The sequence below is a fragment of the Ectobacillus ponti genome (assembly GCF_024294785.1).
GTDB classification, from domain to species: domain Bacteria; phylum Bacillota; class Bacilli; order Bacillales; family Bacillaceae_G; genus Ectobacillus; species Ectobacillus ponti.
The window spans coordinates 1-21,238 of sequence record NZ_JANCLT010000011.1 but is presented as its reverse complement, the minus strand read 5'-3'; the positions used below and the strand labels follow the sequence as shown (position 1 = coordinate 21,238).

Genomic DNA, 21,238 nt, shown 5'->3' with positions numbered 1-21,238 from the left:
GGTTCTAGAAGTCAAAACTATATTTGGATGAGTAGGATAATTCTGTCATTATTTCTATTGTAAAACATTTTTTGTAGCAATGGGCAACAAAAAATCCTCATTGTTCTACAACAATGAGGATTTTATTTGTATGTTTTTGTCGTTTTTTCTTTTCACTCCATCTTGGCAAGCATTTGCAGAAACGGCAGAAAGGACGGCGGGATGCGGCTGCTGCCTACGTTATGGATAAGCTTGCGATAAATATCCGGGAGCTGCAAAAACTCGCCGCTGTGAAAATAGTATTCCAACAGGCGCACATAGCTTCGCGCCTGCTTTGGAAATTGCTTGACCATCCGCTTGGCTGTCTCCTGTGCCAGCTCATCCTTCCCGGTTTTCAAATAGACAAACATAAGCTCGTCCAGAAATTGTGAAAGAGCCGGAAAATAAGCATGGCCGGTGCTTGCCGCTTCCCGCAGCTGCTCATACAGCCGTTCGAGCCGCATTCCCTTCGGAATGCCGCTTTCAGCATAGTCATGACAGACCCGGCAAAAGTCCAAATAGCTTTCGGCATTCAAGGAAGAGAGCCGGCCTTGCAAATCCTGCACCCGCTGTTCATAGCTGTTTTGCAATATTTGCAAGGAGACAGCTTCCCGTTCTCCCTCCAACGAAAAGCGCCGGCTCTGTCCGGCAGCCGACTGCAGCAGTGAACGCAGCAGTTCCTCGTATTTGGCATATAAGGACGGCGCCTCTATGGTTCCCTGAAAATGCTGCTCCAGCAGATGCAGAAGCAGAGACAATAGCCCCAGGTTATGCTCCGTAAAGCACTGAATGTCCATTTGCTTTACAACAGCGGCATACCGTTGGCCATTCCCCTGTACAAGCCCTGCCAGAATAGGTGCCGCTCTTTCATCGTGAGGCGCTTTAATGGTGATTTCCTCCTGGAACAGCAGCCTTTTGTAAAAGGAAGGGGCCTCCTCCTGCAGCAGCAGCTGCGGCATGTGGATACCGTACAGCTGTTTCAGCGCCGTGCCTTCAACCTGGTATATGCCGCATGCTTCTGACCGGAACATCGCCTGCAATACCTGGACAGTGTGCCGCAGCAGCTTGTCAGTTTTCCTGCTGCGGAGCGCCTGCACTGCCGGAAGTACAGCGAGAATGCCCGCTTCCTGTTGATACAGCAGCTGCTGCAGCTGCTGCTCCTTTTCCCGCAGCAGCGCTTTTTCGCCAAGCAGCTGTTCCCGTTCTTCGTATAAGGCGCGGGCGCTGCGCTGCACTTCTTCATAGCGGCTGCTCCATTTCCAAATCAGAAAAATACCGGCAATGGCAATCAAGGTGAAGCCTATAACAATTCCTGCACTTGTCATTTTGTTTTCATCCTATACATATTTAATTTGCTATTTTATACTATGTACTTTTTTGTTTATTTTATGTCTTATTTTGTCTTATGGTATGTGAAATTTAAAATCACCCATACAAACAGCTGAAGGAACACCCTTCAGCTGTTTGTATATTATGAAATACGAAATGAAGAAGTCACATCCTGCAGACTTTGCGCCCCTGCTTCCAGCTTGTCGGCCAGCATTTTTACTTCTTCCATGGAAGCGCTTTGCTCTTCCGTGGCGGCTGCCACCTGCTGTACCGAAGCTGTCGCCTGAGCCGACATTTTCGCAATTTCCTGCATGCCGCCGGCCGTCTCCTGCGCCTCCGCGGACATATGCCGGGCCACTGCAGAAATATCCTGGATACGCGGCACCAAATCCTGCATGCCCTGCAGAATGGAACGGAATTTCTCTGCCGCTTGGCGGCTTATTCGCAGACCGGCTGCCACGTTATCGCTTACCTCCCTCATCGCTGCAACAGATTTGCTTGCATCCTCGCGGGTCGTGCCAATCAGTTGGGCAATTTCCGAAGCGGCCGCCTGGGATTGCTCAGCCAGCTTCCGCACCTCCTCCGCCACAACTGCAAAGCCCTTGCCATGTTCACCCGCCCGGGCCGCCTCAATAGAAGCATTCAAGGCCAATAAATTGGTCTGCTCTGAAATCCCTTGCATGACACTTAAAATATTGCCAATCTCCTGCGACCGGTCATGCAGCTGTCTGATTGCTTCATCTGTAATGGAAACGGAATCATGGATAGAAGACATTTGATGCACCGTTTCCTCAACCAGCTGCTCTCCTTGCTCTGCCTGCAACGTTGTCCCGCTTGTTACCTCCGAAACAATGTGTGTGCTCGTGGCAATATCCGCGACCCGCTCCTTCATTTGGCTGACTGCTGCGGCACGCTGCAGAATCAGCTGTCCTTGTGTTTCAGCTCCTTGGGCAAACCCTTGGGCCGCCTCCGCTACGTGAAGAGACGCCTCGGCTGTTTGCTCCGCACTTGCTGTCAGCTGCTCTGAGGAAGCAGCGACCTGCTCTGCCATATCACTTACATTGCGCACCAAATGCTGCAGGTTCTGCTGCATTTGCTCATATCCTCTCGCAATCATGCCAATTTCGTCTTCTGTATCATCCTGCACGTGCACCGTGAAATCGCCATTTCCTGCTGCCTGCAGAGCAGACACAATCCGCTGAATGCGCTGCTTCATCCGTCTGGTAAACAACAGCACGGCGACTAGCGTCAATAGGATAACCGCGCCAAGAACTGCGCAAAATACCGTCAGAAAAGAAAGAACAGCGCTGTTGATCGACTCTTGGGACACCCCGACGTACCAAATCCCGATTACCTTGTTGCTCCCATCCTGAATCGGACGGTAAGCAGTCTGATACGGCTTATTCACAACCTTTGCTTCTCCAATAAAGGTTTGCTGTTCCTGCAGCACTTTTTGCGCCACTTGGGCCGACACTTGTGTGCCTACTGCCCGTTTGCCATTCACCATTACGTTTGTTGCGACTCGCGTGTCCGCAAGAAACAAAGTAACTGTATCTCCCGTCAGCTTGCCAACCTCATCCACCGCGCCGAAATTTCCGCTCATTTTGGTCTTGCCCTTCCACAGCTCTCCGTTTTGGACAGACCAATCTCCCGGATACTTCTCATCTATATAAGCATAGCTCATCTGCAAATCTGACTGCACTTTATGGATGATTGTATTCTTCATTCCTTTGGTCATTTCAATGTTGGCTGCATACGTCAAAACTGCACCCAGCAATAAGAAGGCAGCCAGGAACAAGAAGTTCATTTTCGTGCCAATAGACCGCATTTTTCCCATTCGCATGCACAACCCCCTAAAATCCTTATATTTAACCACTTAAATAAAGTATAAAGGACAAAGCATAAAAAATTTAGCGGGAAATGTTGGTGTTGTGTTTTGTCAGCTCATTACAGTAAATGAAATTTTAAATTTGAGAAAAGCATACCTCAGAGACGACTCCCTGAGGTATGCCTGTTACTGCTGTACAATGAATTTTGTCCGGCTGCTGCCGTCCTTCTGCTTCACAACCTCCAGGACGGCCGGCAGAGCTTGCTTCAGCTCCTGCACATGCGAAATGACACCAATCAGTCTCCCTGATTTCTGCAGGTCAATCAGGGCATCAATTGCTTTGGTCAACGACTCTTCATCCAAGGATCCGAAGCCCTCGTCAATGAACATCGTTTCAATGGAAATTCCGCCTTCAAATGCCTGAATGACATCAGCCATCCCAAGGGCCAAGCAAAGCGAGGCATTGAATTTTTCGCCGCCCGATAACGTCTTGACATCCCGCGTTTGGCCCGTATAACTGTCGTACACATCCAGGCCGAGACCGCTTTGGCGATTGCGTTTTTCCACACGGTCGCTCCGTTTTAACGAAAATTGGCCGTTTGAGAGCCTGCGCAGCCGCTCATTTGCCGCTTGGACAATTTGCTCCAGGTACTCAATGAGGATATAGCGTTCAAAGGAAATCCGGCTTTCATTATCTCCTTTTATCACCTCATACAGCTCGGCCAGCTCCTGGAACTCTGCCTCTTTGTCCCGAATTTCCTCTTCAATTGCGAAAATTTCCTGATATAACCCGACAATTCCATCGTTCAACAAACGGATTCGGTGCAATTGGTCCTGCATATGCTTCACCCGCTGCTCCAGCACGACAAGCTCCTCCTGCAGGCTGCTCAAATCCCGCCATTGCTTGCCGGACAAGCCTGCCCGGATATCGGCAATCTGCTGCCCTGTAGCACCGAGTGCCGCATGATAGGCACGCAGGCTTTCCTCAATTTGGCGGCATACTGCGGCCGGAAGCTTGGCCGCTTCATAGCTGTCCCGGCCGGCAAAAGCCGCCTCCTCCAGTTTTTCTTGGAAACAGGCTTCCTGTTCACACCGGGCGGCATGCGCTTTTTCCTGTTGCTGTTTCGCCGCTTCCCATGCAGCAGCAATTGCCGCCTGCTCACCAATGAGATGCTGATACTCAGCCTGTGCTGATGCCCAAGCCTGCTCCAGGGCGTTACGGGCTGCCGTGGCCTTTGCATACCGCGCCTGCCAAGCCTCCAGCGTACCCAGCTCCGCCGGAATTTTCCGCTTGCTTTCCTCGTATGCCAGACGCTGCTCGGTGAACGCGCTCTGCAGCCCGCGGTGCTGCCGTTCCAATGCTGCTTTGCGCAACATGCTCTGCTCCAGCCGTGCTTCCAGCTCCTGCAAGCGAAGCTTTTCCCCGGCATGCTGCTGCTTCAGCCCGCCAAGCTGTGAGACTTCAGCATGTAGCTGCTTCCCCCGCTGAACAAAGGCCTGGTATACCTCCTCCACACGGCTTACATCATACTCCCGCTCGCACAGCTCCTGCAGCCGCTGCGCCGCCTGCTCTTTGTTGGCATGCCATCGCCCCTGCGCTTCTGAAAAACGAAGATAAGCTGCATTCTTGGCGTGTTGGGCTTCTTCCAGCTGCTGCTTGCTGATTTGCTGATGCGATGCTGCTTTATGCGGATGCTCATGGCTGCCGCAAACCGGACAAGGCGCACCATCCGCCAAATGAGCGGCCAGCTGCGCGGCTTGCCCGGACAGCCAGCTTTGCAGCACTGCTTCATGCTTCCGTTCTTCCTGCTCCAGGTTCTGCTGTGCCGCAGCCAATGCTGCCCGTTCTTCCTCTTCAGCCTTTACAGCCTTAAAGTAATCCCGGAAGATTGCAGCGTCTCCCCGCATGGCAAGAAGTTCTTCGTTTTTCTCCACGAGCCCCTGCAGAGCCGATTCCTGCGTCAGCAAGGACTGGGACAGCTCCTTCCGCTGCCGCAGACAAGCTTCTTGCTCATCTTCAGATGCCTGCAGCTGCTGCTGCACTTGTTCGAGATGCAGTTGGGCGGCACGCATTTGCCGCTCTCTTTCCGCAAATGTTTTGAGAACAGGGCGCAGATCCTCCAGCACCCGAAGCAGCTCTTTGCTGTCCTCGCGCTCCTGCTCCCTTTCCTTCTCAGCCTCATAACGGATCGATGCAGTTTGAAATTGCTGCTGCACTTGTCCGTTCCGGGCTGCCAGGGACAGCTGCTCCTGCTCTGCTTGGCCGGCTGTCTGAACCGCCTGCAAATACGCCTGTTCGAAGGACTGCAGTAAAGCTGCGGCATTTGCCATCTGCAGACGCGCCTCTTCCCGCTTCATTTCCTCCTGCTTCGCCAGCAGCTCCTCGTAGGCCTGCTCCTTTTGGGCCAGCTCGGCAAACCGTTCATTAATATGCTTGGCATGGTGATACGCTTCCTGCTTTTGCTGCAGCATATCGCCGTACATTTCATCCTGCTGTTCCAGCCTTACCGTTTCGCTCTTATAAAACTGCAGCTCTTCATCCAATGCTTCCAGCATCTGATAACCGTTGATATGCTCCTGTTCCCGCAGCCTTGTGAGGATGGCATCCGGACGGTCAGGCAGCTTCAAGGCGCTGCGGAAATGAATGGCGCGCTCATTCCGCTTCTGGTCGATATAGCCCTGCTGCGCCTTGCGCTTACGGTCCAGCGCCTCTTTCATGAGCTTATAACGGTCTGTTTTAAAAATGCGCCGCAAAATCTCCTCTTTATTTTCTGTTTCTGATGTCAGCAGCCTGCGGAACTCCCCCTGCGGCAGCATGACAATTTGGCTGAACTGGTTTTTGTTCAAGCCGATGACCTGTTCGATCTTTTGATTTACATCCGTTACGTGAAATCTATCAACGCAGGGAATTCTTTCTCCGTCGACAACCTCATACAAAGCAACAGATCCGCCGGTTGCTGTCTTATTTCCCTTTTTTTTATGGGCCATTTGCCGCATCACATGATAGCTGTGCCCCTTAATGGCAAACGTCAGCTCCACAGAGGTCGGCACATCATCCTCGGCGAAATGGCTGCGCAGCATGCCCGGGTCGCTCCGCTCCTCACCGCTTGCCTCACCGTACAAGGCGTAGCAAAGCGCATCAAAAATCGTGGTTTTGCCGGCGCCGGTATTCCCGGAGATCGAGAACAGCCGATGCTCTCCCAGTTCCGTAAAATCTATCATTTCCTGATGCTTATACGGTCCGAATGCCGTAATGGTCAACTGAATCGGTCTCATCCGCGCTCTCCCTCCTGCTGCCCCATTTCCTCCAATAGCTCAGTGAACAGACGCTGCTGCGTCTGAGACAGCTCCTTGCCCTTCATCTCTCGGAAAAAGGACTGCAGCAGGGTGGCGTCATCCATCTTGCGGCGGGAGACATCTGCCTGTTCTTCACCTGTATCTGTCCGGCGGGTGATGACTCGCTCCACGTGCATGGCATTTGGATACACTGACCGGATTTTTTCCATCGGCTGCAGCACTGGCGCTTCATCCAGCAAACGGACAAAGACATAATCCTCATTCGTTTCATGGCGCAACAGGTCATCCAGCAGCGCTTCCACGGAACGCATATCACGGGCTGGCGCCAGCTCCCGTTTTTCCGCCTTCACATTCCCTTCCCCGTCCAGATCCACGATATAGAAGCCCTTGTTGTGATGCTCCTCTGAAACAGAATACTTCAGCGGGGAGCCGGCGTAGCGAATCCGCTCGTCCCGGACGTGATGAGCCTGATGCAGATGCCCGAGCGCTGTATAATGGAATGGGGCAAAATAATGGCTGCTGACATATTCCGCGCCGCCAATAGATAACGGGCGCTCACTCTCGCTTGTATTTTCTTCCTTTTCTCCGCTTGGGGTAACAAAGGCATGTCCGACAAATACATGACGGGCTGCCGGATCCATGGCCTCTGTTATGGATTGCACGAGTATACGCATCGCGTCATCGTGAGAGCGAATATCTTCATTCCCCATCGCGGACCGGACCATATTCGGGTCCGCGTACGGTACAAGGTGGAAGTGTACCTCCCCGTACGCATCTTGCAGCACCGCCGTCTCATGCGGATGGCGGAACTGTCCCACAAGGTGCAGACCCGTTTCCTTCATGAGCTCGCTGCCAAAATGCACCCGGTCCGGGCTGTCGTGGTTTCCGGCAATCGCGAGCACAGGTGTCTCTAAATCTATTACAATCATTTTCAACACACGGTTTAATAGCTCTACAGCTTCAGTCGGCGGCACGGCACGGTCATACAAATCGCCCGCGATGACAACTGCATCCGGGCGCTCCTGCCGTACTGCTTCTATGAATTGTGCCAGCACATACTCCTGGTCACGCGTCATGTATACACCATGAACAAGCTTTCCTAAATGCCAGTCGGCAGTGTGAAAAAATTTCATCCTTTTTATGCTCCTTAATTGACAGAATGAAGGGACACTAATTGATAGAGAAGAATCGTCTTCCCTTCTTCCCAGGAGATTCTCTTTGGCACAGCTGTTCCAATTTTCTCTTTTTCCGTCCGGTACAGCGTTACAGCTTCCTGCAGCGGATACAGATGGTAGCCCTCCACCGTAAGTTCAAACAGGTTGTGTTCTGCATCGGCCCGCATTTCCAAATCATTTGTCAAAATGCTTGTATGAATTTCAAACTTCATTAACAAGACCCCCTTCTTGAACTTCTCCCTTCCATACTATCTTGCCAAATCCGCCTTGACAAGGGAAGTGAAAATCTCGCCATTTTCTGAATTTTTTATGAGAAAAGCGAAGGGGGCTTGTTTGGCTCACAGAGGGGAGATTCCAGCCGCTAAAAGGCGCTGTTTGCCTTTTAGGCGGATGGGTTCTCCCTGGCAGTGCGCCAGTTCCCGCAGCTGGACATGAGAAAAGCGAAGGGGGCTTGTTTGGCTCACAGAGGGGCGGCCATAAAAGAAGAAGGAGCCGTTAACGGCTCCCTTGCTCCTTAATAATATGGCTGCAGGAATTCGACCACCTGCTCCTCTGTTTTGGCATTTGCACTGTGCAAATGGCCGATTTTGTTGCCGGCTTCAAACACCAGCAGGCTCGGAATGCCCATTACCTGATATTCCTCCGCAATCGCCGGGAACTCATCCTTGTTGATTTCGTACCAGGCAAAGCGGCTGTACTCTTCCATCACATCGCCAATAAAGTTGTCCATCCGGACACAATCCGGGCACCATGTTGTAAAGAATTTCACAACAACCGGTGTTTCGCCAGAAATGATCTCCTGAAATGCTTCTGCAGTTGTAATGCGTTCCATCAAAATCCCTCCTTGCTGTATGTATGCTCTTTCTTTATACGCTCTCTCACAAAGAAATGTCAAACTCTTTGGCCCGCTGCAACATGCTTCCGATCTGCCACAATGCCAACGCATGCTTATATAGACCCGCTTAATCGTCATTTGTTACTCTTGGTGAGGAAACTTTCGTCTCGTGAGGGTGGCCGCGGCACAATGATAGGGCTTCTCGCAGCGGTCAAGCTTGCCGGCAACTCACATAGTACCCGTAAGAATTACAGGCAAAAACGGCAAAGAGGGTCTTTGCCGTTTTTCTACGATACAATGCTGTATCTTCCGTCCTTATGAATCTCCAGGCTGTTGTAGCTCATTTCCACTTCACGGTCATCCAGCAGGTGCACCAAATGCCCCTTGCTTCTCATCTCTTCCAGCATTTCTTGATATTTCCTGTATTTCTCCGGATCATTTACGAAATGATAAATGTACACGTCATCCTGCTCTTCATCCACCACATCCACAAAATGCACTTCTCCATACTGCTTAAACCAACGGAGCGCTTCTTCGCGGGACTGAAACTCCGGAGCGATATGGTCGACAACGTGGCGGTCTGCCCCAAGGTGGCCGATTTCAAACCGTTCCAGACAAGCATGGCAGATTCCTTTGCCATGCACCAAGGCCACTGCCAGCGGCGCATCTTCCTTATCTCTGCAGTAAAAGCATTTGGAGTTGCCGTCTTCTGCCCAAGCAAAAATATCTTCAAATTCTCTTTTCTTATAAGCAAACGACATGGTCATTCCCTCCCAGGTTTGGTGCATGAAACAGTTCATATCCCTTATTATAACAAAGGGTATAGAACTATCTATTTCTATTGTACCCCACTGAACTGGGAACTTAATACAGAATTCGCCCAGTTCTTCTTACTAATTTGTGAACATTTTTACGTCTGCTGTCTTGCAGCAAATCGGCCGAAATGATGAAACAGCATGCATACCAGCAGCCAGCCGATGCCAGCCCAAACCCCAGCCCATATGCTCGCTGGCGCGTGAAGCCCCATCGCTACGCCGCCTCTGATTGCGCATACTGTCAAACATGTCATGCCAATGATAAATAACAGCTTCTGCAGCAAGGTGAGGCGCTGCTCTGTAATGGTTAAGTAAGCGGCACATCCAAGAAACGCAGTGGCATTCATTGTATAGCTGCTTGGCACACTGTAGCTGGTGGCTGTCATTAAAGCCCCCATATCCGGCCTCGTCCGCTCATACCAAAGGTCAAGGCCCCTTTCCAGCCAGCTGGAACCGTGCAGAACTGCAGCCTGCAGCAAAGCCGCAAGCACTTGGTTGCAAGCAAGTGCGTATAAAAGAAGAAGGATGACAAAGGGCGCCCCGACTCTGATTCCATTCCAAACGGATGTGACCAGCCACACGGGGCTCCGTTCAGCAAGAGCGCCATGCTTGATGCATAGTATAACAATTCCCAAGCGTACAGTAAGCAAGACAGCAGCATGTACCGTCCATTTTTTCAGCATATCCGTTTTCACGTCCATATACATGAGGTTATCTCCGTCTTACGCACGGCAAAACGGAGGGTGAACTTAGTTTCCCCTCCGTTTTGTTTTCTATGCATCAGCAATAGCGAAAAATCATTTGCTCCAGTTTGCCGGCAAACTGCGGCAAGTCCTGCGGAACCACACGGAAACGGACACGCGTTTCATCCAAATCCATCGCTTCCGAGAGCAGTCCGGCCAGCCCCCTTGCTTTGCGGTCGATCTCCATCACAATTTCCAGCTCATCCTTCGCAACCGGCAGCACAAGCAGCTCCAGCTCATCGAGCTTGCGGTGGAACGGACCGCTTGTAGGCACAAACTCAAACTCCTGTGCAAACGGAACATGCTGGCGCAGCCGATGCGGCAGTTCCTCACACTCTGCTTGGCGCAGACGGAATCCCAAACTCTGCACACTCTCCAGCACTTTTCCGAGCAGGGGGCTCGGCAGCACCTCCAGGTAGTCCCGGTCTGTCGGATCGATGCTGTTCTTAATATCCAACCCAGTGCTCACCCACACACTGCGCGAGCCGAACGTAACCGGCGTTTCAAGCGGCAGCAGAAAGGAAAATGGCACCTCCCGTTTTTCCCCGGGAGAAATGAGGATTGGCTCCGTCAATTGGAACCGGTCCAAATCATATTGGACCTTCACTTTCCTGTCATCCGCTTCCTTTGTATACAGCATGGACAGCACAAGATAGATGCTGTCGATCTGCTGCTCCACCGCGCCGCCTTCAATCCGGACCGCGCCGCGGACCGGATCCCCCGCATAGCAATGCTCCTGCTGCAGTACCGTATCCACCTTTGCCGCCCCAACACCGATGCTTGCTAATATCTTTTGAAACATGCCTTCTCCCGCCCTTTCACAATCATCTGAACGTCAGCCAATATCTCATCTGCATGCTCGTAAGGTGCTTCCATCTGCAGCATCCGCCTGATGCTGTGACGGGCTGCAGCCGATAATGCCAATTCCTCATACCAGGGCTGCTCCCGCTTCTTTGGCTCATAGCCGGAATACAGAAGAAACAGCAGAAAATGGCCAAGTGCATAAAAGTCACTGCGATACTGCGTTTCCCGCATATACCTTTTCGTGCCGGAAAATGAGGCTTCCCGCTCTTCCCAATCACCAGCCGGGCGCGCCAGACCAAAGTCGATGATATAGAGTTCCCCGCCTGACAAGATGATATTCGGAATCCGCAAATCACGGTGTACAATTCCCTGTGCATGAATGTACCGGACAATTTGTAAGATCCGCTCCACAACCAAAAAGGCATCCGCTTCCGGAAATACAGCCTGTTCGCTGAAGATGAGATCCTCAAACGTCTTGCCCTGTATATAGTCCATTACAAAGCAGCTGCTGTCCTGCCAGACAAACGCCTCCCGAAACCGTGGAATGCTTGGATGGGACAGCTGCCGCAAGATGTTCTGCTCGTATTGAAACGACTTGCGCCCCGCTTCCTGCAACTGCTTGCTTCTGCGCAGCTGCTTGATGACAACCTGCTGGCTGGAGATACAATCCGTTGCTGCATAGGCAAAGCCATAGCTGCCTGCCCCCAGCAAACGCTCCAGCCGGTATTTCTCCCCGATGAGCGTCCCGATGTTCCAGGGCCGGTCCCAAAGAGCTGCAATGCGCTGCAGCCAATCCCTCATCAGCTGCTGAGGAAGCTGGAGAAGAAGCTGTGGCTCTTATGCTTCTTCTTATAATGGCCGTGGCCGTACTGATGGTGATTATAATGCTTGTGATGCTTATGATAGTCGCTGCTGGAATACCGATGCTTATGGGATTGGCCGAGCAATGCCTTTAAAATCTTCTTTAGCATACCATCACCTCTTTGAAAAAATAGCTTCTATCTGTACAGAAGCAAAGAATGCACATACTCTCTTTCATTATACCAAACAATACCAAATCTCCATAGTGATAGTTTGCAATAAACATGAAAAACGACGAGTCTATTCCCGTCGTCGCTCTCACCTGTTATTCTTCTTCCTCAAAAATCTCGTCGATCATGCACTTTTCCAGCAAATAATCGAACGTAATATCGGCCAGCTCCTCAATCTCCTCTGGCGCAGGCGCGTAGCCCCTTTGGATTAATTGATTGTAAAAGAATTCGGCAATCTCTTCCGTGTCAATGACTACTTCAATTTCTTTCACACTCATCACCCCTTTAGTTCTGTTTTATGAGGGAAATTGCAAAATATGTGTCTAAGCCCGAAACATTTTTCTGGGGGAAGAAGTCTATGTAATTGTCATAGAAGAAGAAGACAGCGCATACCCATGTAGTACAAGCTGTTGATGAGGAGGAACAAAGATGAACAAGGAATGGATGGCAGAAGAACACGAAGAGGACACATGGATGGATGTGTTTGCAGGCGAGACCTTTGGTGCAATGTGCGACCGTTTCATTCGAGTGCTGCTTGTGTTTGCAGGGGTAGCAGGCATACCTTACACGATGTATTTGTTGCTGCAAATCCTTTTTTCTCTCTAAATTCCACTATTTTTTCTCCGTCAGCTTCGTTAAGTACTTTCGGACAAGGTCCATCACAATCTTGTACTCTTCATCCTGGAATGTATCATACAGCTCCCGGTAATCATTATATATATCAAGCAGTCCGTCAATGATCTCCTTCCGGCTCGTCTTAATGCCGCCGCGTTTGGAGCTGTTGACCGATTTCAGCTTTTCCAGGTCGAGCTTGTTGATGCCGGCCTTATCATTTTTCAGCTTCTTTAAAATGCTGTTGGCCATTTGGGCATTTGCCAAGAGAACAAGGTCGGATTCGTCAGCCTCCAGCCATTCGCCATCTGTAATGCGACTTAATTCATAAATTGTATCTTCCCAAGAGTCATTCTTGTAGCGCCATACCTCAGTACGGTACCCGACTATGCGGAATACGTCCTTTTCATAACCTGTCACCTGCACCAAATCGCCAAAGGTAAACTTATAATTCAATTCAATCCATTCTTTCTCCACATTCCGTCCCTCATAATCTGTAATAAGTTGTAATGTATGCTCGGCATATAAGCCGTCGTGATTGTTGACTTCATATACATAAGCGCCGTCCAGAAGCTTAATGTTCGTAATCTTCCCGACTGTGCCGTACAACGTAATCACGACTATATCGCCAACATTATATTTCGGTTGTTTCTTTCTCGACAATGTGACCCTCTCCCCCGAGCCGTGATTGATAGACTGTGCTGACGATACCAGTATATGCATAGGGAAAGAAAACGCTTATCATTGCGGTGCTGAATTTTCTTTTGCGGCGGTATGAGAAAAGCCCGCTTTTATATGGGTTTGCTTCGAAAGGGCGGGCTCCAGCCTCTCTCTTCCCATGACCGCAACCCATCAAACAGCCTTTTTTTTGCTGATGACTTCTTGAAATCCCCTTGTCCGTCTATAGAAAAGCAGCACACTCAAGTGCATGAGCGTGCTGCCTATACATCCTCGCTATAATATTCCCAGGCGCGGTCGAATACGGACATGCTGTCCAGCATCCCGCTCAGCTCCAGATAAGAGCTCAATTCTTCATAGCTGGAAGAGTGCTTGGGAAAGCTGTGGTCGTGATACATAAGCTGCGCCAGTATGGACAGGTCATCCCTTATAAAGCTGTCCCTGTGCTTCATCATGTAATGGTAAAAAGATTTTTTCAAGGCTTGCCCCCCTTTTTTTGGCTTCATTATACACACCTCCATGCAAAAAGACCAGCATGGAATATGCCGGTCTCCCAAACGTTACACACGCAGATCGCGTTTATGAAATCCCGCATACGTCAGAATGATGAAGATCCCCAGCAGCAGGAGTGACAGCCCGACAAAAACAGGCTCTAGTCTCCCAGAAGACAGCACCCGGCTGGCTTCATAGTATTGAAACGGAGTGATGTACCTTAAACAGGCCAGATTTTCATTCAGCTGTATCAAAAAGGATAGAAAGAAGGTAATCAGCAAAATCCCCGCCCCCGCCGCAGCAGCCCGCTGCGGCAGAATTGCCGCTGCCAGACAAGCGCCGAGATGCAGAAACAGCAGCTGCACCAGCAGCATGCCGCCAAGCAGCACCGCAACCGGGCCCAAATCCTCTTTTCCCTTGCTGTAGTATTGCACCAGCTGCAGGGATGCCGCAAGGGACACCGCATTGACAATGAGGACCTGCGAAGCGGCAGCTGCAAGCTTTGCACCCACAACCCGATGCCGCGACACGGGCTTTGCCAGCAAAAATTCTGCCGTGCGGTCCCGTTCCTCCCTGGCAATGCTGTTCGCGCCCAGCATGACAGCATGAATGGACACTGCCAGCAGAAGGTACAAGTAAAGCACACCATAATAGCCCCTTGCCGTCGATAAATCAAAGCCGCCCATCCCCATCATGACCTGCAGGGATTTCGGCATGGCGGCGATCAAATCCTGCATGGATTGGCCGGATGCTGACATGCCGCCGTACTTGGCCATGCCGCTGGCCACAAGCAGAATCACGCCGATACACCAAAGCAAGAGCGGTTTTTGGGCCATTCGCATTTCCCTCATCCATATATTCATCGCACTGTCCCCCTCACACCGCATGCACATCTTTCTTTTGATACATCCAATACGCCCCTGCCACCGCCGCTATGACGATGATGCCTTCCATCACCAAAAAGATGGGCTCGTAGGCACCATGGCGGATAATATAAGCAGCATCATAATAACGGAACGGTGTTGCATAACGAACCGCCTCCTCATCAAAGGCAGAACCAAGCATACCGATGATGAAGAAGCCGAATACAGCGGTAAGCGAGACAGACAGCACGGATTTGATGCCCGGCAGCAGCACAGATAGAAGCAGGCCGAGCGCCAAGAACATCAGCTGTACAAAGAATACCGGAATAGATACCATGAGAAACAGCTTTCCGTCAACCGGCTTCTCCGAAACTGCCGCAGCGCTGACAGCTGCCGCAGCCACATACACAAGGCTTGTGACAGCTAAGGAAACAACCGCGGCGGCAAGTTTTGCGGAAACAATCTGTGTCCGTGTCACCGGCTTTGTCAACAGGAAATCCGCTGTTTTCTCCCGCATCTCCTTGGACAGGATAGACAGCCCGAGATGCATTGCCTGCATGGCGCCGCACAGCAGCACGTAGCCAAATATATACGAGTAGAATCCAAGAAAGGTTGAAACGCTGTCGATGGAAATGCCGAACGCCTTCCGCACTCCCTCCGGATATCCCTCCAAAATACGTTGGAAATCCGCCGCATCCCGGGAAATGGCCGGAAACATGGACAAGCTGATAACCGTCAATACAACCATAGACAAGCTCCAAATCACAGTGGACTTCCGATAGACCCGCAGTTCATGCCAAAACATGTTCATTGCTTCGGCTCCTTTTCATAATAGTGCATGAAAATTTCTTCTAAATCAGGCTCCTCAATCCATAGATTTCTCAGGTCCAGCCCCGTCAGCTTGGCAATGATTACATTCAAATCCCCCCGGAACAAAAATGTTGTAGTGCCATTTTCTGTTTTCAGCTGGCTGACTCCGGGAACATCCAGCTGCTCCTGCGCAATTGGGGACCCCGTCTCCAGCTTAAAGCGCTTATGATTATTCTCCCGCAGCACACTGATTTTCTCGACTGCCACCAGACACCCCTCTTTAATGATGGCAACACGGTTGCACAACCGCTGCACCTCGCTCAGAATATGGGAAGAGAAGAGGATGGTTGCCCCTTTTCTGTTTTCCTCCTCTAATACATGAAAGAAGGTTTGCTGCATCAGCGGATCCAGTCCGCTTGTCGGCTCATCGAGAATGATCAGCTTTGGCTCATGCAGCAGCCCCTGCACGATGCCGACCTTTTTCTTATTGCCAAAGGACAAATCCTCAATTTTTTTGTTCAAATCCAGGCTCATGATTTCCGCCAATTCATGCATCCGCTTGCGGCAATCCTTTTTGTAGAAGCTGGCGGAATACGCAAGCAAATCCTTTACCTTCATGCTGTCATAATAGAATACTTCCGATGGCAGATAGCCGATCTCCTGTTTCACTTCCGGACCTTCCTTCACAGAATCCTTGCCGAAAATCGTGACCGTGCCGCTTGTAGGATAGATGAGCGAAAGCATGGTCCGGATGGTGGTGGATTTGCCGGCCCCATTCGGGCCGATGAAGCCAAATATTTCGCCTTCCTCCACCGAGAAGCTGATATCTGTGATGCCTCTGGAGCTGCCGTATGTTTTTGTCAAATGCTGCACCTCAATGGCCTTCATCCCACTCATCCCTTCCCTTTATAGAAGCACGTTATGAAAACTTCAAAGTATTCCTCTGCCTCCGCAAACATGCGGTCATAGTCCGGTGCATACACGGGAGACAGCTTGGCTTTGCGCAGCTCCTCTTCCCCAAACTTCTCAAAGGTCCACACAACTACATGCAGCATTTTCTGCAAATCCAAATCCTCCCGGAAACGCGAGAAGTCCACTCCGGCAAACATCCGGCCCATATTGGCCTCCGTCAGGCGCTGATGCCGGCCCTCCAGTTCGGGCTTCACCTCGGCGGCCTGCTCCATGTATACCTCCTCCAAAAAACGGAACAGCTCCGGATAGCGCCGCAGCAGTTCCATCTTCACCTGCGTTGCCTGGCGGAGCCGCTGAAAAAAATCTGTTTCACTCAAATCCATGCGGGCAAACACATCCTGTACGACCAAATCCAGACAATAGTCATACAAAAACAAGTACAGCTGCTTCTTATTTTGAAAATAGTGAAACAACAGCCCTTTGGAAATGCCGGCCTCCTTGACAATTGCATTGGTGGAAGCCTGCTCATACCCTTTTCCCGCAAACTCCTTCATTGACGCATTAAGAATACGCTCCTGCTTCTCCGGCTCAAGATTCAAAAACTTCGCCACCACGAAGCTCCCTCCTTTCATGCAACCAGTATATTGACCAGCGTGGTCAATTTCATTGTATTCTCTGTGACCACTTCGGTCAATCTTATTCTACAGCGATTATGTGACAGCATATTCCTGGTTTCCGCCAAAAAAAAAAGAGTGCTCCTGCGATACAGAATCACCCTTTTTTGCCTCCGTCAGCAAACAATATGTACCAATTTTATGCTTCCACGCTGCTCCACCTGCACCGATCGCTCGAAAAATGCTGACAATTGCCCATCCGTCAGGAGTTCATCCGCCCGTCCCGATCCAAACACCTCCCCGCGCCGCAGCAGCAGTGCATGGCTGAAGACTGGTGTAATTTCTTCCACATGATGCGTGACATAGATTAAAGTCGGTCCATCTGGCAGGCTTGCCAGTTGCTGAATGCTGTCCAGCAGGCTTTGCCGTGAAAAGATATCGAGCCCACTGCACGGCTCGTCCAAAACCAAAAGCTGCGGATCAGCCATAAGCGCTCTTGCAATCAGCAGCTTTTGCTTTTCTCCCTGCGAACAGGTTCCATAGCTCCGCCCCCGCAAATGGGCGCAGCCCAGCAGCTCCACCAGGGAAACAGCCCGTTCCATATCAGCTGCCGTCACCTCATCATACAGACCAATGGAAGCATACTTGCCGCTGATCACGATCTCCTCCGCCGAACTCTCCCCATACAGCCGCTCCTGCAGCGAAGAGCTGACCCACCCAATTTGCTTGCGCACCTCAGAGACCTTTACCGCTCCGTACTCCTGCCCCAGCACCTGCACCGTTCCGGCAGTCGGCCACAAGTAGCCGTTGACCATGTTCAGCAGCGTTGTTTTGCCGGAGCCATTCAGCCCAAGCAGCGCCCAGTGCTCTCCTTTTTGCACTCGCCAGCTGACGTCCGAAAGCACTTCCTTCCCTTCCCGTCTCCAGAATACATTCTCCACTTGCAGTACATCTGTCATCCTTTTCTCTCCTCTCCTTTCGAAATAGTATAACAAATTAGAATATTGAATTAAAATGGCAATCTGTCAGCTTTTTTTACTTTCTCAGCTGTTTGTGTCGGATTTTATGGACAGCCGCATTTGGAGTTCCAGCAAGAGAGCGGTACAATAGGATACAAACAGCCTGGAGAAAAGAGGAATGATGATGAAGCAATCAGGAAACACCATACTCATTACCGGCGGGGCCAGTGGCATCGGACTGGCCTTTACGGAGCGCTTTATCAAAGCGGGAAATACCGTCATTGCATGCGGCAGACGGGAGGACAAGCTGCAAGAAGCGCAAGCAAAGCTGCCGGGTCTCATTACCCGTGTATGCGATGTAACAGTGGAAGAAGACCGCATCGCGCTGTTTGACTGGGCAACAAGCACCTATCCGAAGCTCAACGTCATTGTGAACAATGCCGGCGTTCAACAGCGCTTTAAGGTGCTGGAGACGAATGCGAAGGAGAACTGGAGCTACTTCAGCAAGGAAATTGCGGCGAACATGGAAGCCCCCATTCATTTGGCTATGCTGTTTGCCCCGTTCTTGGCCAAGCAGGAAGAGGCTGCTATTCTAAACGTAACATCCGGTCTCGCGTTCACTCCGATGCCGATCGCGCCGATTTATTCCGCAACAAAAGCGGCACTGCACTCCTTCTCCATGAGCCTGCGCCATCAGCTTTCAGCGACAGCTGTGGAAGTGATCGAAATTGCACCGCCGGCAGTCAACACAGATTTGGGCGGAGCAGGGCTGCATACCTTCGGTGTACCGGTGAACGAATTTGCCGATGGTATTTTCGAGGGATTGGCACGAGGACAGCAGGAAATTGGCTATGGCACATCCGCCAAGGCGCTGCGTATGTCCCGAGATGAGATTGATGAAGCTGTCGCAAATATTTATAATCGCGTTAAATAATAAGAGCCATCCATTTTCCATGTACAGGAGAATGGATGGCTCTATTGTAGTCGCACCTCAACATCGCTGTTCACTGCCGTCACCTCAATCCGCATCGCCGAGCATCAACAGAATTTGTTCTGTCGTCAGGCTCTGGATAAATGACAAAAAATCAATGCTGTGAATGCCGAATCGTTGACACTTTTCAGAATACCGCTTGTACGCCTCTGTATACATTTCCATTCTTCTATTCCTCCTCGCAGCAGTTGCTGCACCCATATTTTTGTACACTTTGTGACTTCGTACTATCATTGTATTAAAACAGTTTTAATTTGTCAACTCTGTATTATAACAATTTGTGTGAAATAGATAAAAGATACGCCCAATTTATGCAAAAAAAGCAGCCGTACCATCAGTATGGCTGCTCACTTCATAGTTGAAACCGGCTGGCAGAATTTTATTCATCACCCCGCCGCAACAGATAACAGGCTCCGTCCGCGGCAAAATACAAGCCTTCCCCCGTCTGGACATTGAAGGCAACCTGTTCCTTGTTGTATAACAGCTGGCCGGATACGATAAACTCAGCAATCAGCTCCGGAGGCGGATGTAAGATCACGCTCTGTTGTTTGGCAACCACAAACCCTTTTGGATTACACCTGCGCTGCGGCTTCACCTCCACACTCCAGCTGCCGTCCAGCAAAATGGAGCTGGCGGTGACCCGCCTTTTCCGATTTTGAACTGTCCAGACCTTACGGCAATTGCACCGATGAATGGTATGCTTCATTACTCATCCCACCTTCACTGAATATAATGAAGACATGCGGCCCTCTTCATTATATTCAGCTGCTCCGCGGTATATCTCTATCTAGCTTGGATCTCTGAACAGGTTATGGAACAGACCGTCTACAAACTTGCTCTTTCCGCAGCTTCCATATGGGGGTTCTTTGTTTCAGAGTGATCCTTCCAGAACAAGACGAGCGCATATGCCATGAACACCAAAAACAGTATAAGCAGTTGCAGCATTGACGTAAGCCGCATGGATGCTTGATGAATTCCAGTTTCCCCCGTACTGATGTATTCTGCAAAATCTACAATAAAATGGATGACGATGCACGGATACAAACTCTTTGTGCGAAGCCGTATTGCCGCAAAGGCAATACCGCCGGCTGTTGCCCAAATCACCTGCAGGATTGTAAAGACTGCGTCTCCGCCAGCCAACAGATTTCCTGCATGAATGAAACCAAACAAGACGGCCGGCACAAATATTGCAGGGAAGCTTCCATATCTCATGAATCCCCTCATAAACAGCCCGCGGAACAAGATTTCCTCATTCATTGCAATTCCTAACGCTGCAATTGCAAGCATCCCTGCATGCATTCCCCCCATTGCTTGGATGCCTTGGCTCCATAGGATAAAGGCTGGCAGCATAAGTGCCGGAGCCCAGATGATCCATTCTCGGGTAGAAGCTGTTTTTACAAATCCGCTCTCATTATCTATCCCCATCCCGTACACAAGAAACAGAAGCACACCGGCAAATCCTGCCGGCAGCAGCCAACTCAAGTCTGCAATAGGATCAAGATCCGGGTACAGCAATTGAGCAGACAGAAACAGTACTCCTCCCACTGCTCTGCTGACAATGAAAGCAAGAACCGCAAATAAAATAGGGCGTTGATATAACCAGATTTTCATATTTCATCTTCCTCTCCTTGTTTCCTTATTTCTCATTATCAAGAAATCCGGTCACATCAGCCAGTGCTGCCGGTCATAACTATTACTGCAGCAGTCATATGACCAGGCTTCAGGAAGAAGGTAAAAGTATCATTTTTTATTATTTTTCACCTTGGCATATACATATTTTCATGTTGCCCGTACAAGATATAGCTACAAGCTTGTCAAACACACTTTTAGGAGGAAAACACACATGCAACGCAACTACGAAACTTCTTCTAACCGCAACAACAATGAACTGCTGATTGCCGCAGCAGCAAGCGCAATTGAGCAAATGAAGTATGAAATTGCACAGGAGTTTGGTGTGCAGCTTGGACCTGATACTACATCCCGCGCCAACGGCTCTGTCGGCGGTGAAATTACAAAGCGCCTGGTGCGTATGGCGGAAGAAAGCTTAAACTCCCAATATCGCACTCACTAAGCTTATATAAAAAAGCACAGCATCTCCCATTTGGAAGGCTGTGCTTTTCCTTACTATGTATGATAAATGCCAAGCATAGATAGGTAGTATGCTTTTTTATTCCATCATTATAAGCCGCTTTCCGCAGGAAAAAGCAAAAAAGAACTTGCCTCGCACCTCCCATTTCGGGATATATAAGGCAAGTTCTTTTTCATGATGATATCAAAATCGGGAAGACAGGATTCGAACCTGCGACCCCTTGGTCCCAAACCAAGTGCTCTACCAAGCTGAGCTACTTCCCGTTCTGGAGCGGAAGACGGGATTCGAACCCGCGACCCCAACCTTGGCAAGGTTGTATTCTACCACTGAACTACTTCCGCAA

25 protein-coding genes and 2 tRNA genes are annotated in these 21,238 nt (G+C 50.3%); 3 read left to right on the top strand and 24 right to left on the bottom strand.

Going from position 1 to position 21,238, the window contains the following annotated elements:
* Positions 1 to 152 precede the first annotated feature (152 nt).
* The 12 genes from NK662_RS17640 to NK662_RS17585 form a co-directional block, all read right to left on the bottom strand.
* Positions 153 to 1,343 carry a hypothetical protein gene (locus NK662_RS17640; RefSeq protein ID WP_254760268.1) on the bottom strand — a complete coding sequence of 397 codons (1,191 nt, stop codon included), beginning with the start codon at positions 1,341 to 1,343 and terminating at the stop codon, positions 153 to 155.
* 146 nt (positions 1,344 to 1,489) lie between these two features.
* The gene (locus NK662_RS17635) at positions 1,490 to 3,190 is read right to left on the bottom strand and encodes a methyl-accepting chemotaxis protein (protein ID WP_254760267.1); all 1,701 of its coding nucleotides are present in this window, start codon (positions 3,188 to 3,190) and stop codon (positions 1,490 to 1,492) included.
* Between the two features lie 171 nt (positions 3,191 to 3,361).
* The gene (locus tag NK662_RS17630) at positions 3,362 to 6,451 is read right to left on the bottom strand and encodes an AAA family ATPase (protein WP_254760266.1); all 3,090 of its coding nucleotides are present in this window, start codon (positions 6,449 to 6,451) and stop codon (positions 3,362 to 3,364) included.
* A complete protein-coding gene (locus tag NK662_RS17625) occupies positions 6,448 to 7,605 on the bottom strand; it encodes an exonuclease SbcCD subunit D (protein WP_254760265.1) in 1,158 nt (385 codons plus the stop codon). Before NK662_RS17625 ends, NK662_RS17630 begins: the two co-directional genes overlap by 4 nt.
* 14 nt (positions 7,606 to 7,619) lie before the next feature.
* The gene (locus NK662_RS17620; protein WP_254760264.1) at positions 7,620 to 7,859 is read right to left on the bottom strand and encodes a DUF2584 family protein; all 240 of its coding nucleotides are present in this window, start codon (positions 7,857 to 7,859) and stop codon (positions 7,620 to 7,622) included.
* Positions 7,860 to 8,161: 302 nt separating this feature from the next.
* The gene (locus NK662_RS17615) at positions 8,162 to 8,479 is read right to left on the bottom strand and encodes a thioredoxin family protein (RefSeq protein WP_254760263.1); all 318 of its coding nucleotides are present in this window, start codon (positions 8,477 to 8,479) and stop codon (positions 8,162 to 8,164) included.
* Between the two features lie 290 nt (positions 8,480 to 8,769).
* Positions 8,770 to 9,243: a hypothetical protein gene (locus NK662_RS17610; protein WP_254760262.1), complete on the bottom strand. Its 474-nt coding sequence runs from the start codon at positions 9,241 to 9,243 to the stop codon at positions 8,770 to 8,772.
* Between the two features lie 149 nt (positions 9,244 to 9,392).
* Positions 9,393 to 10,004 carry a phosphatase PAP2 family protein gene (locus tag NK662_RS17605; protein ID WP_254760261.1) on the bottom strand — a complete coding sequence of 204 codons (612 nt, stop codon included), beginning with the start codon at positions 10,002 to 10,004 and terminating at the stop codon, positions 9,393 to 9,395.
* 73 nt (positions 10,005 to 10,077) lie between these two features.
* Entirely contained in the window at positions 10,078 to 10,842 is a 765-nt protein-coding gene (locus NK662_RS17600) for a sporulation protein (protein WP_254760260.1), read from the bottom strand.
* Entirely contained in the window at positions 10,824 to 11,645 is an 822-nt protein-coding gene (locus tag NK662_RS17595) for a serine/threonine protein kinase (protein ID WP_254760259.1), read from the bottom strand. The genes NK662_RS17600 and NK662_RS17595 overlap by 19 nt, the downstream gene beginning before the upstream one ends.
* Positions 11,645 to 11,815 carry a hypothetical protein gene (locus tag NK662_RS17590; protein ID WP_254760258.1) on the bottom strand — a complete coding sequence of 57 codons (171 nt, stop codon included), beginning with the start codon at positions 11,813 to 11,815 and terminating at the stop codon, positions 11,645 to 11,647. Before NK662_RS17590 ends, NK662_RS17595 begins: the two co-directional genes overlap by 1 nt.
* Before the next feature lie 155 nt (positions 11,816 to 11,970).
* Positions 11,971 to 12,147, bottom strand: coding sequence for a YozD family protein (locus NK662_RS17585; protein ID WP_254760257.1), 177 nt, complete (start codon positions 12,145 to 12,147; stop codon positions 11,971 to 11,973).
* 157 nt (positions 12,148 to 12,304) lie between these two features.
* On the opposite strand from NK662_RS17585, the gene NK662_RS17580 reads away from it, so the two are divergent.
* Positions 12,305 to 12,481, top strand: coding sequence for a DUF3930 family protein (locus NK662_RS17580; RefSeq protein WP_254760256.1), 177 nt, complete (start codon positions 12,305 to 12,307; stop codon positions 12,479 to 12,481).
* Between the two features lie 6 nt (positions 12,482 to 12,487).
* Here the strand turns inward: NK662_RS17580 and yodN are convergent, their stop codons facing one another.
* From yodN to NK662_RS17545, 7 genes are all read right to left on the bottom strand, one after another.
* Positions 12,488 to 13,150: a germination protein YodN gene (gene yodN, locus NK662_RS17575; RefSeq protein WP_254760255.1), complete on the bottom strand. Its 663-nt coding sequence runs from the start codon at positions 13,148 to 13,150 to the stop codon at positions 12,488 to 12,490.
* A 278-nt stretch (positions 13,151 to 13,428) separates the two neighbouring features.
* Entirely contained in the window at positions 13,429 to 13,644 is a 216-nt protein-coding gene (locus NK662_RS17570) for a YozE family protein (protein ID WP_254760254.1), read from the bottom strand.
* An 81-nt stretch (positions 13,645 to 13,725) separates the two neighbouring features.
* Positions 13,726 to 14,520: an ABC transporter permease subunit gene (locus NK662_RS17565; protein ID WP_254760253.1), complete on the bottom strand. Its 795-nt coding sequence runs from the start codon at positions 14,518 to 14,520 to the stop codon at positions 13,726 to 13,728.
* Between the two features lie 13 nt (positions 14,521 to 14,533).
* A complete protein-coding gene (locus NK662_RS17560; protein ID WP_254760252.1) occupies positions 14,534 to 15,331 on the bottom strand; it encodes an ABC transporter permease subunit in 798 nt (265 codons plus the stop codon).
* Positions 15,328 to 16,218, bottom strand: a complete 891-nt coding sequence (locus NK662_RS17555; protein WP_254760251.1) for an ABC transporter ATP-binding protein — start codon at positions 16,216 to 16,218, stop codon at positions 15,328 to 15,330. Before NK662_RS17555 ends, NK662_RS17560 begins: the two co-directional genes overlap by 4 nt.
* A 5-nt stretch (positions 16,219 to 16,223) precedes the next feature.
* The gene (locus tag NK662_RS17550) at positions 16,224 to 16,856 is read right to left on the bottom strand and encodes a TetR/AcrR family transcriptional regulator (RefSeq protein ID WP_254760250.1); all 633 of its coding nucleotides are present in this window, start codon (positions 16,854 to 16,856) and stop codon (positions 16,224 to 16,226) included.
* A 176-nt stretch (positions 16,857 to 17,032) separates the two neighbouring features.
* Positions 17,033 to 17,815: an ABC transporter ATP-binding protein gene (locus tag NK662_RS17545; protein ID WP_254760249.1), complete on the bottom strand. Its 783-nt coding sequence runs from the start codon at positions 17,813 to 17,815 to the stop codon at positions 17,033 to 17,035.
* Between the two features lie 184 nt (positions 17,816 to 17,999).
* Between NK662_RS17545 and NK662_RS17540 the strand changes: the two genes are divergently transcribed.
* Positions 18,000 to 18,749 (top strand): SDR family oxidoreductase, encoded by a 750-nt coding sequence (locus tag NK662_RS17540; protein ID WP_254760248.1) that lies wholly within the window; start codon positions 18,000 to 18,002, stop codon positions 18,747 to 18,749.
* An 84-nt stretch (positions 18,750 to 18,833) separates the two neighbouring features.
* Here the strand turns inward: NK662_RS17540 and NK662_RS17535 are convergent, their stop codons facing one another.
* From NK662_RS17535 to NK662_RS17525, 3 genes are all read right to left on the bottom strand, one after another.
* The gene (locus tag NK662_RS17535; protein WP_254760247.1) at positions 18,834 to 18,971 is read right to left on the bottom strand and encodes a hypothetical protein; all 138 of its coding nucleotides are present in this window, start codon (positions 18,969 to 18,971) and stop codon (positions 18,834 to 18,836) included.
* Positions 18,972 to 19,185: 214 nt separating this feature from the next.
* Positions 19,186 to 19,512 (bottom strand): hypothetical protein, encoded by a 327-nt coding sequence (locus NK662_RS17530; protein ID WP_254760246.1) that lies wholly within the window; start codon positions 19,510 to 19,512, stop codon positions 19,186 to 19,188.
* A gap of 119 nt (positions 19,513 to 19,631) precedes the next feature.
* The gene (locus NK662_RS17525; protein WP_254760245.1) at positions 19,632 to 20,417 is read right to left on the bottom strand and encodes a CPBP family intramembrane glutamic endopeptidase; all 786 of its coding nucleotides are present in this window, start codon (positions 20,415 to 20,417) and stop codon (positions 19,632 to 19,634) included.
* 232 nt (positions 20,418 to 20,649) lie between these two features.
* On the opposite strand from NK662_RS17525, the gene NK662_RS17520 reads away from it, so the two are divergent.
* On the top strand, positions 20,650 to 20,877 hold the full coding sequence (locus tag NK662_RS17520) for an alpha/beta-type small acid-soluble spore protein (protein WP_254760244.1): 228 nt from the start codon (positions 20,650 to 20,652) through the stop codon (positions 20,875 to 20,877).
* 207 nt (positions 20,878 to 21,084) lie between these two features.
* Here the strand turns inward: NK662_RS17520 and NK662_RS17515 are convergent.
* Both NK662_RS17515 and NK662_RS17510 read right to left on the bottom strand, forming a co-directional pair.
* Positions 21,085 to 21,158 (bottom strand) — tRNA-Pro (locus tag NK662_RS17515).
* 3 nt (positions 21,159 to 21,161) lie between these two features.
* A tRNA-Gly gene (locus NK662_RS17510) sits at positions 21,162 to 21,236 on the bottom strand.
* Positions 21,237 to 21,238 lie beyond the last annotated feature (2 nt).

Bases quoted from the DNA above. Each gene is read 5' to 3' on its own strand.
- NK662_RS17580 (WP_254760256.1), top strand. From the start codon at position 12,305: ATGAACAAGGAATGGATGGCAGAAGAACACGAAGAGGACACATGGATG.
- NK662_RS17605 (WP_254760261.1), bottom strand. From the start codon at position 10,004: ATGTATATGGACGTGAAAACGGATATGCTGAAAAAATGGACGGTACAT.
- NK662_RS17555 (WP_254760251.1), bottom strand. From the start codon at position 16,218: ATGAAGGCCATTGAGGTGCAGCATTTGACAAAAACATACGGCAGCTCC.
- NK662_RS17565 (WP_254760253.1), bottom strand. From the start codon at position 14,520: ATGAATATATGGATGAGGGAAATGCGAATGGCCCAAAAACCGCTCTTG.
- NK662_RS17560 (WP_254760252.1), bottom strand. From the start codon at position 15,331: ATGAACATGTTTTGGCATGAACTGCGGGTCTATCGGAAGTCCACTGTG.
- NK662_RS17540 (WP_254760248.1), top strand. From the start codon at position 18,000: ATGAAGCAATCAGGAAACACCATACTCATTACCGGCGGGGCCAGTGGC.
- NK662_RS17595 (WP_254760259.1), bottom strand. From the start codon at position 11,645: ATGAGGGATTGGCTGCAGCGCATTGCAGCTCTTTGGGACCGGCCCTGG.
- NK662_RS17615 (WP_254760263.1), bottom strand. From the start codon at position 8,479: ATGGAACGCATTACAACTGCAGAAGCATTTCAGGAGATCATTTCTGGC.
- NK662_RS17525 (WP_254760245.1), bottom strand. From the start codon at position 20,417: ATGAAAATCTGGTTATATCAACGCCCTATTTTATTTGCGGTTCTTGCT.
- NK662_RS17635 (WP_254760267.1), bottom strand. From the start codon at position 3,190: ATGCGAATGGGAAAAATGCGGTCTATTGGCACGAAAATGAACTTCTTG.
- NK662_RS17620 (WP_254760264.1), bottom strand. From the start codon at position 7,859: ATGAAGTTTGAAATTCATACAAGCATTTTGACAAATGATTTGGAAATG.
- NK662_RS17600 (WP_254760260.1), bottom strand. From the start codon at position 10,842: ATGTTTCAAAAGATATTAGCAAGCATCGGTGTTGGGGCGGCAAAGGTG.
- NK662_RS17545 (WP_254760249.1), bottom strand. From the start codon at position 17,815: ATGACAGATGTACTGCAAGTGGAGAATGTATTCTGGAGACGGGAAGGG.
- NK662_RS17630 (WP_254760266.1), bottom strand. From the start codon at position 6,451: ATGAGACCGATTCAGTTGACCATTACGGCATTCGGACCGTATAAGCAT.
- NK662_RS17520 (WP_254760244.1), top strand. From the start codon at position 20,650: ATGCAACGCAACTACGAAACTTCTTCTAACCGCAACAACAATGAACTG.
- NK662_RS17625 (WP_254760265.1), bottom strand. From the start codon at position 7,605: ATGAAATTTTTTCACACTGCCGACTGGCATTTAGGAAAGCTTGTTCAT.
- NK662_RS17640 (WP_254760268.1), bottom strand. From the start codon at position 1,343: ATGACAAGTGCAGGAATTGTTATAGGCTTCACCTTGATTGCCATTGCC.
- NK662_RS17535 (WP_254760247.1), bottom strand. From the start codon at position 18,971: ATGGAAATGTATACAGAGGCGTACAAGCGGTATTCTGAAAAGTGTCAA.
- NK662_RS17530 (WP_254760246.1), bottom strand. From the start codon at position 19,512: ATGAAGCATACCATTCATCGGTGCAATTGCCGTAAGGTCTGGACAGTT.
- NK662_RS17610 (WP_254760262.1), bottom strand. From the start codon at position 9,243: ATGTCGTTTGCTTATAAGAAAAGAGAATTTGAAGATATTTTTGCTTGG.
- NK662_RS17590 (WP_254760258.1), bottom strand. From the start codon at position 11,815: ATGCTAAAGAAGATTTTAAAGGCATTGCTCGGCCAATCCCATAAGCAT.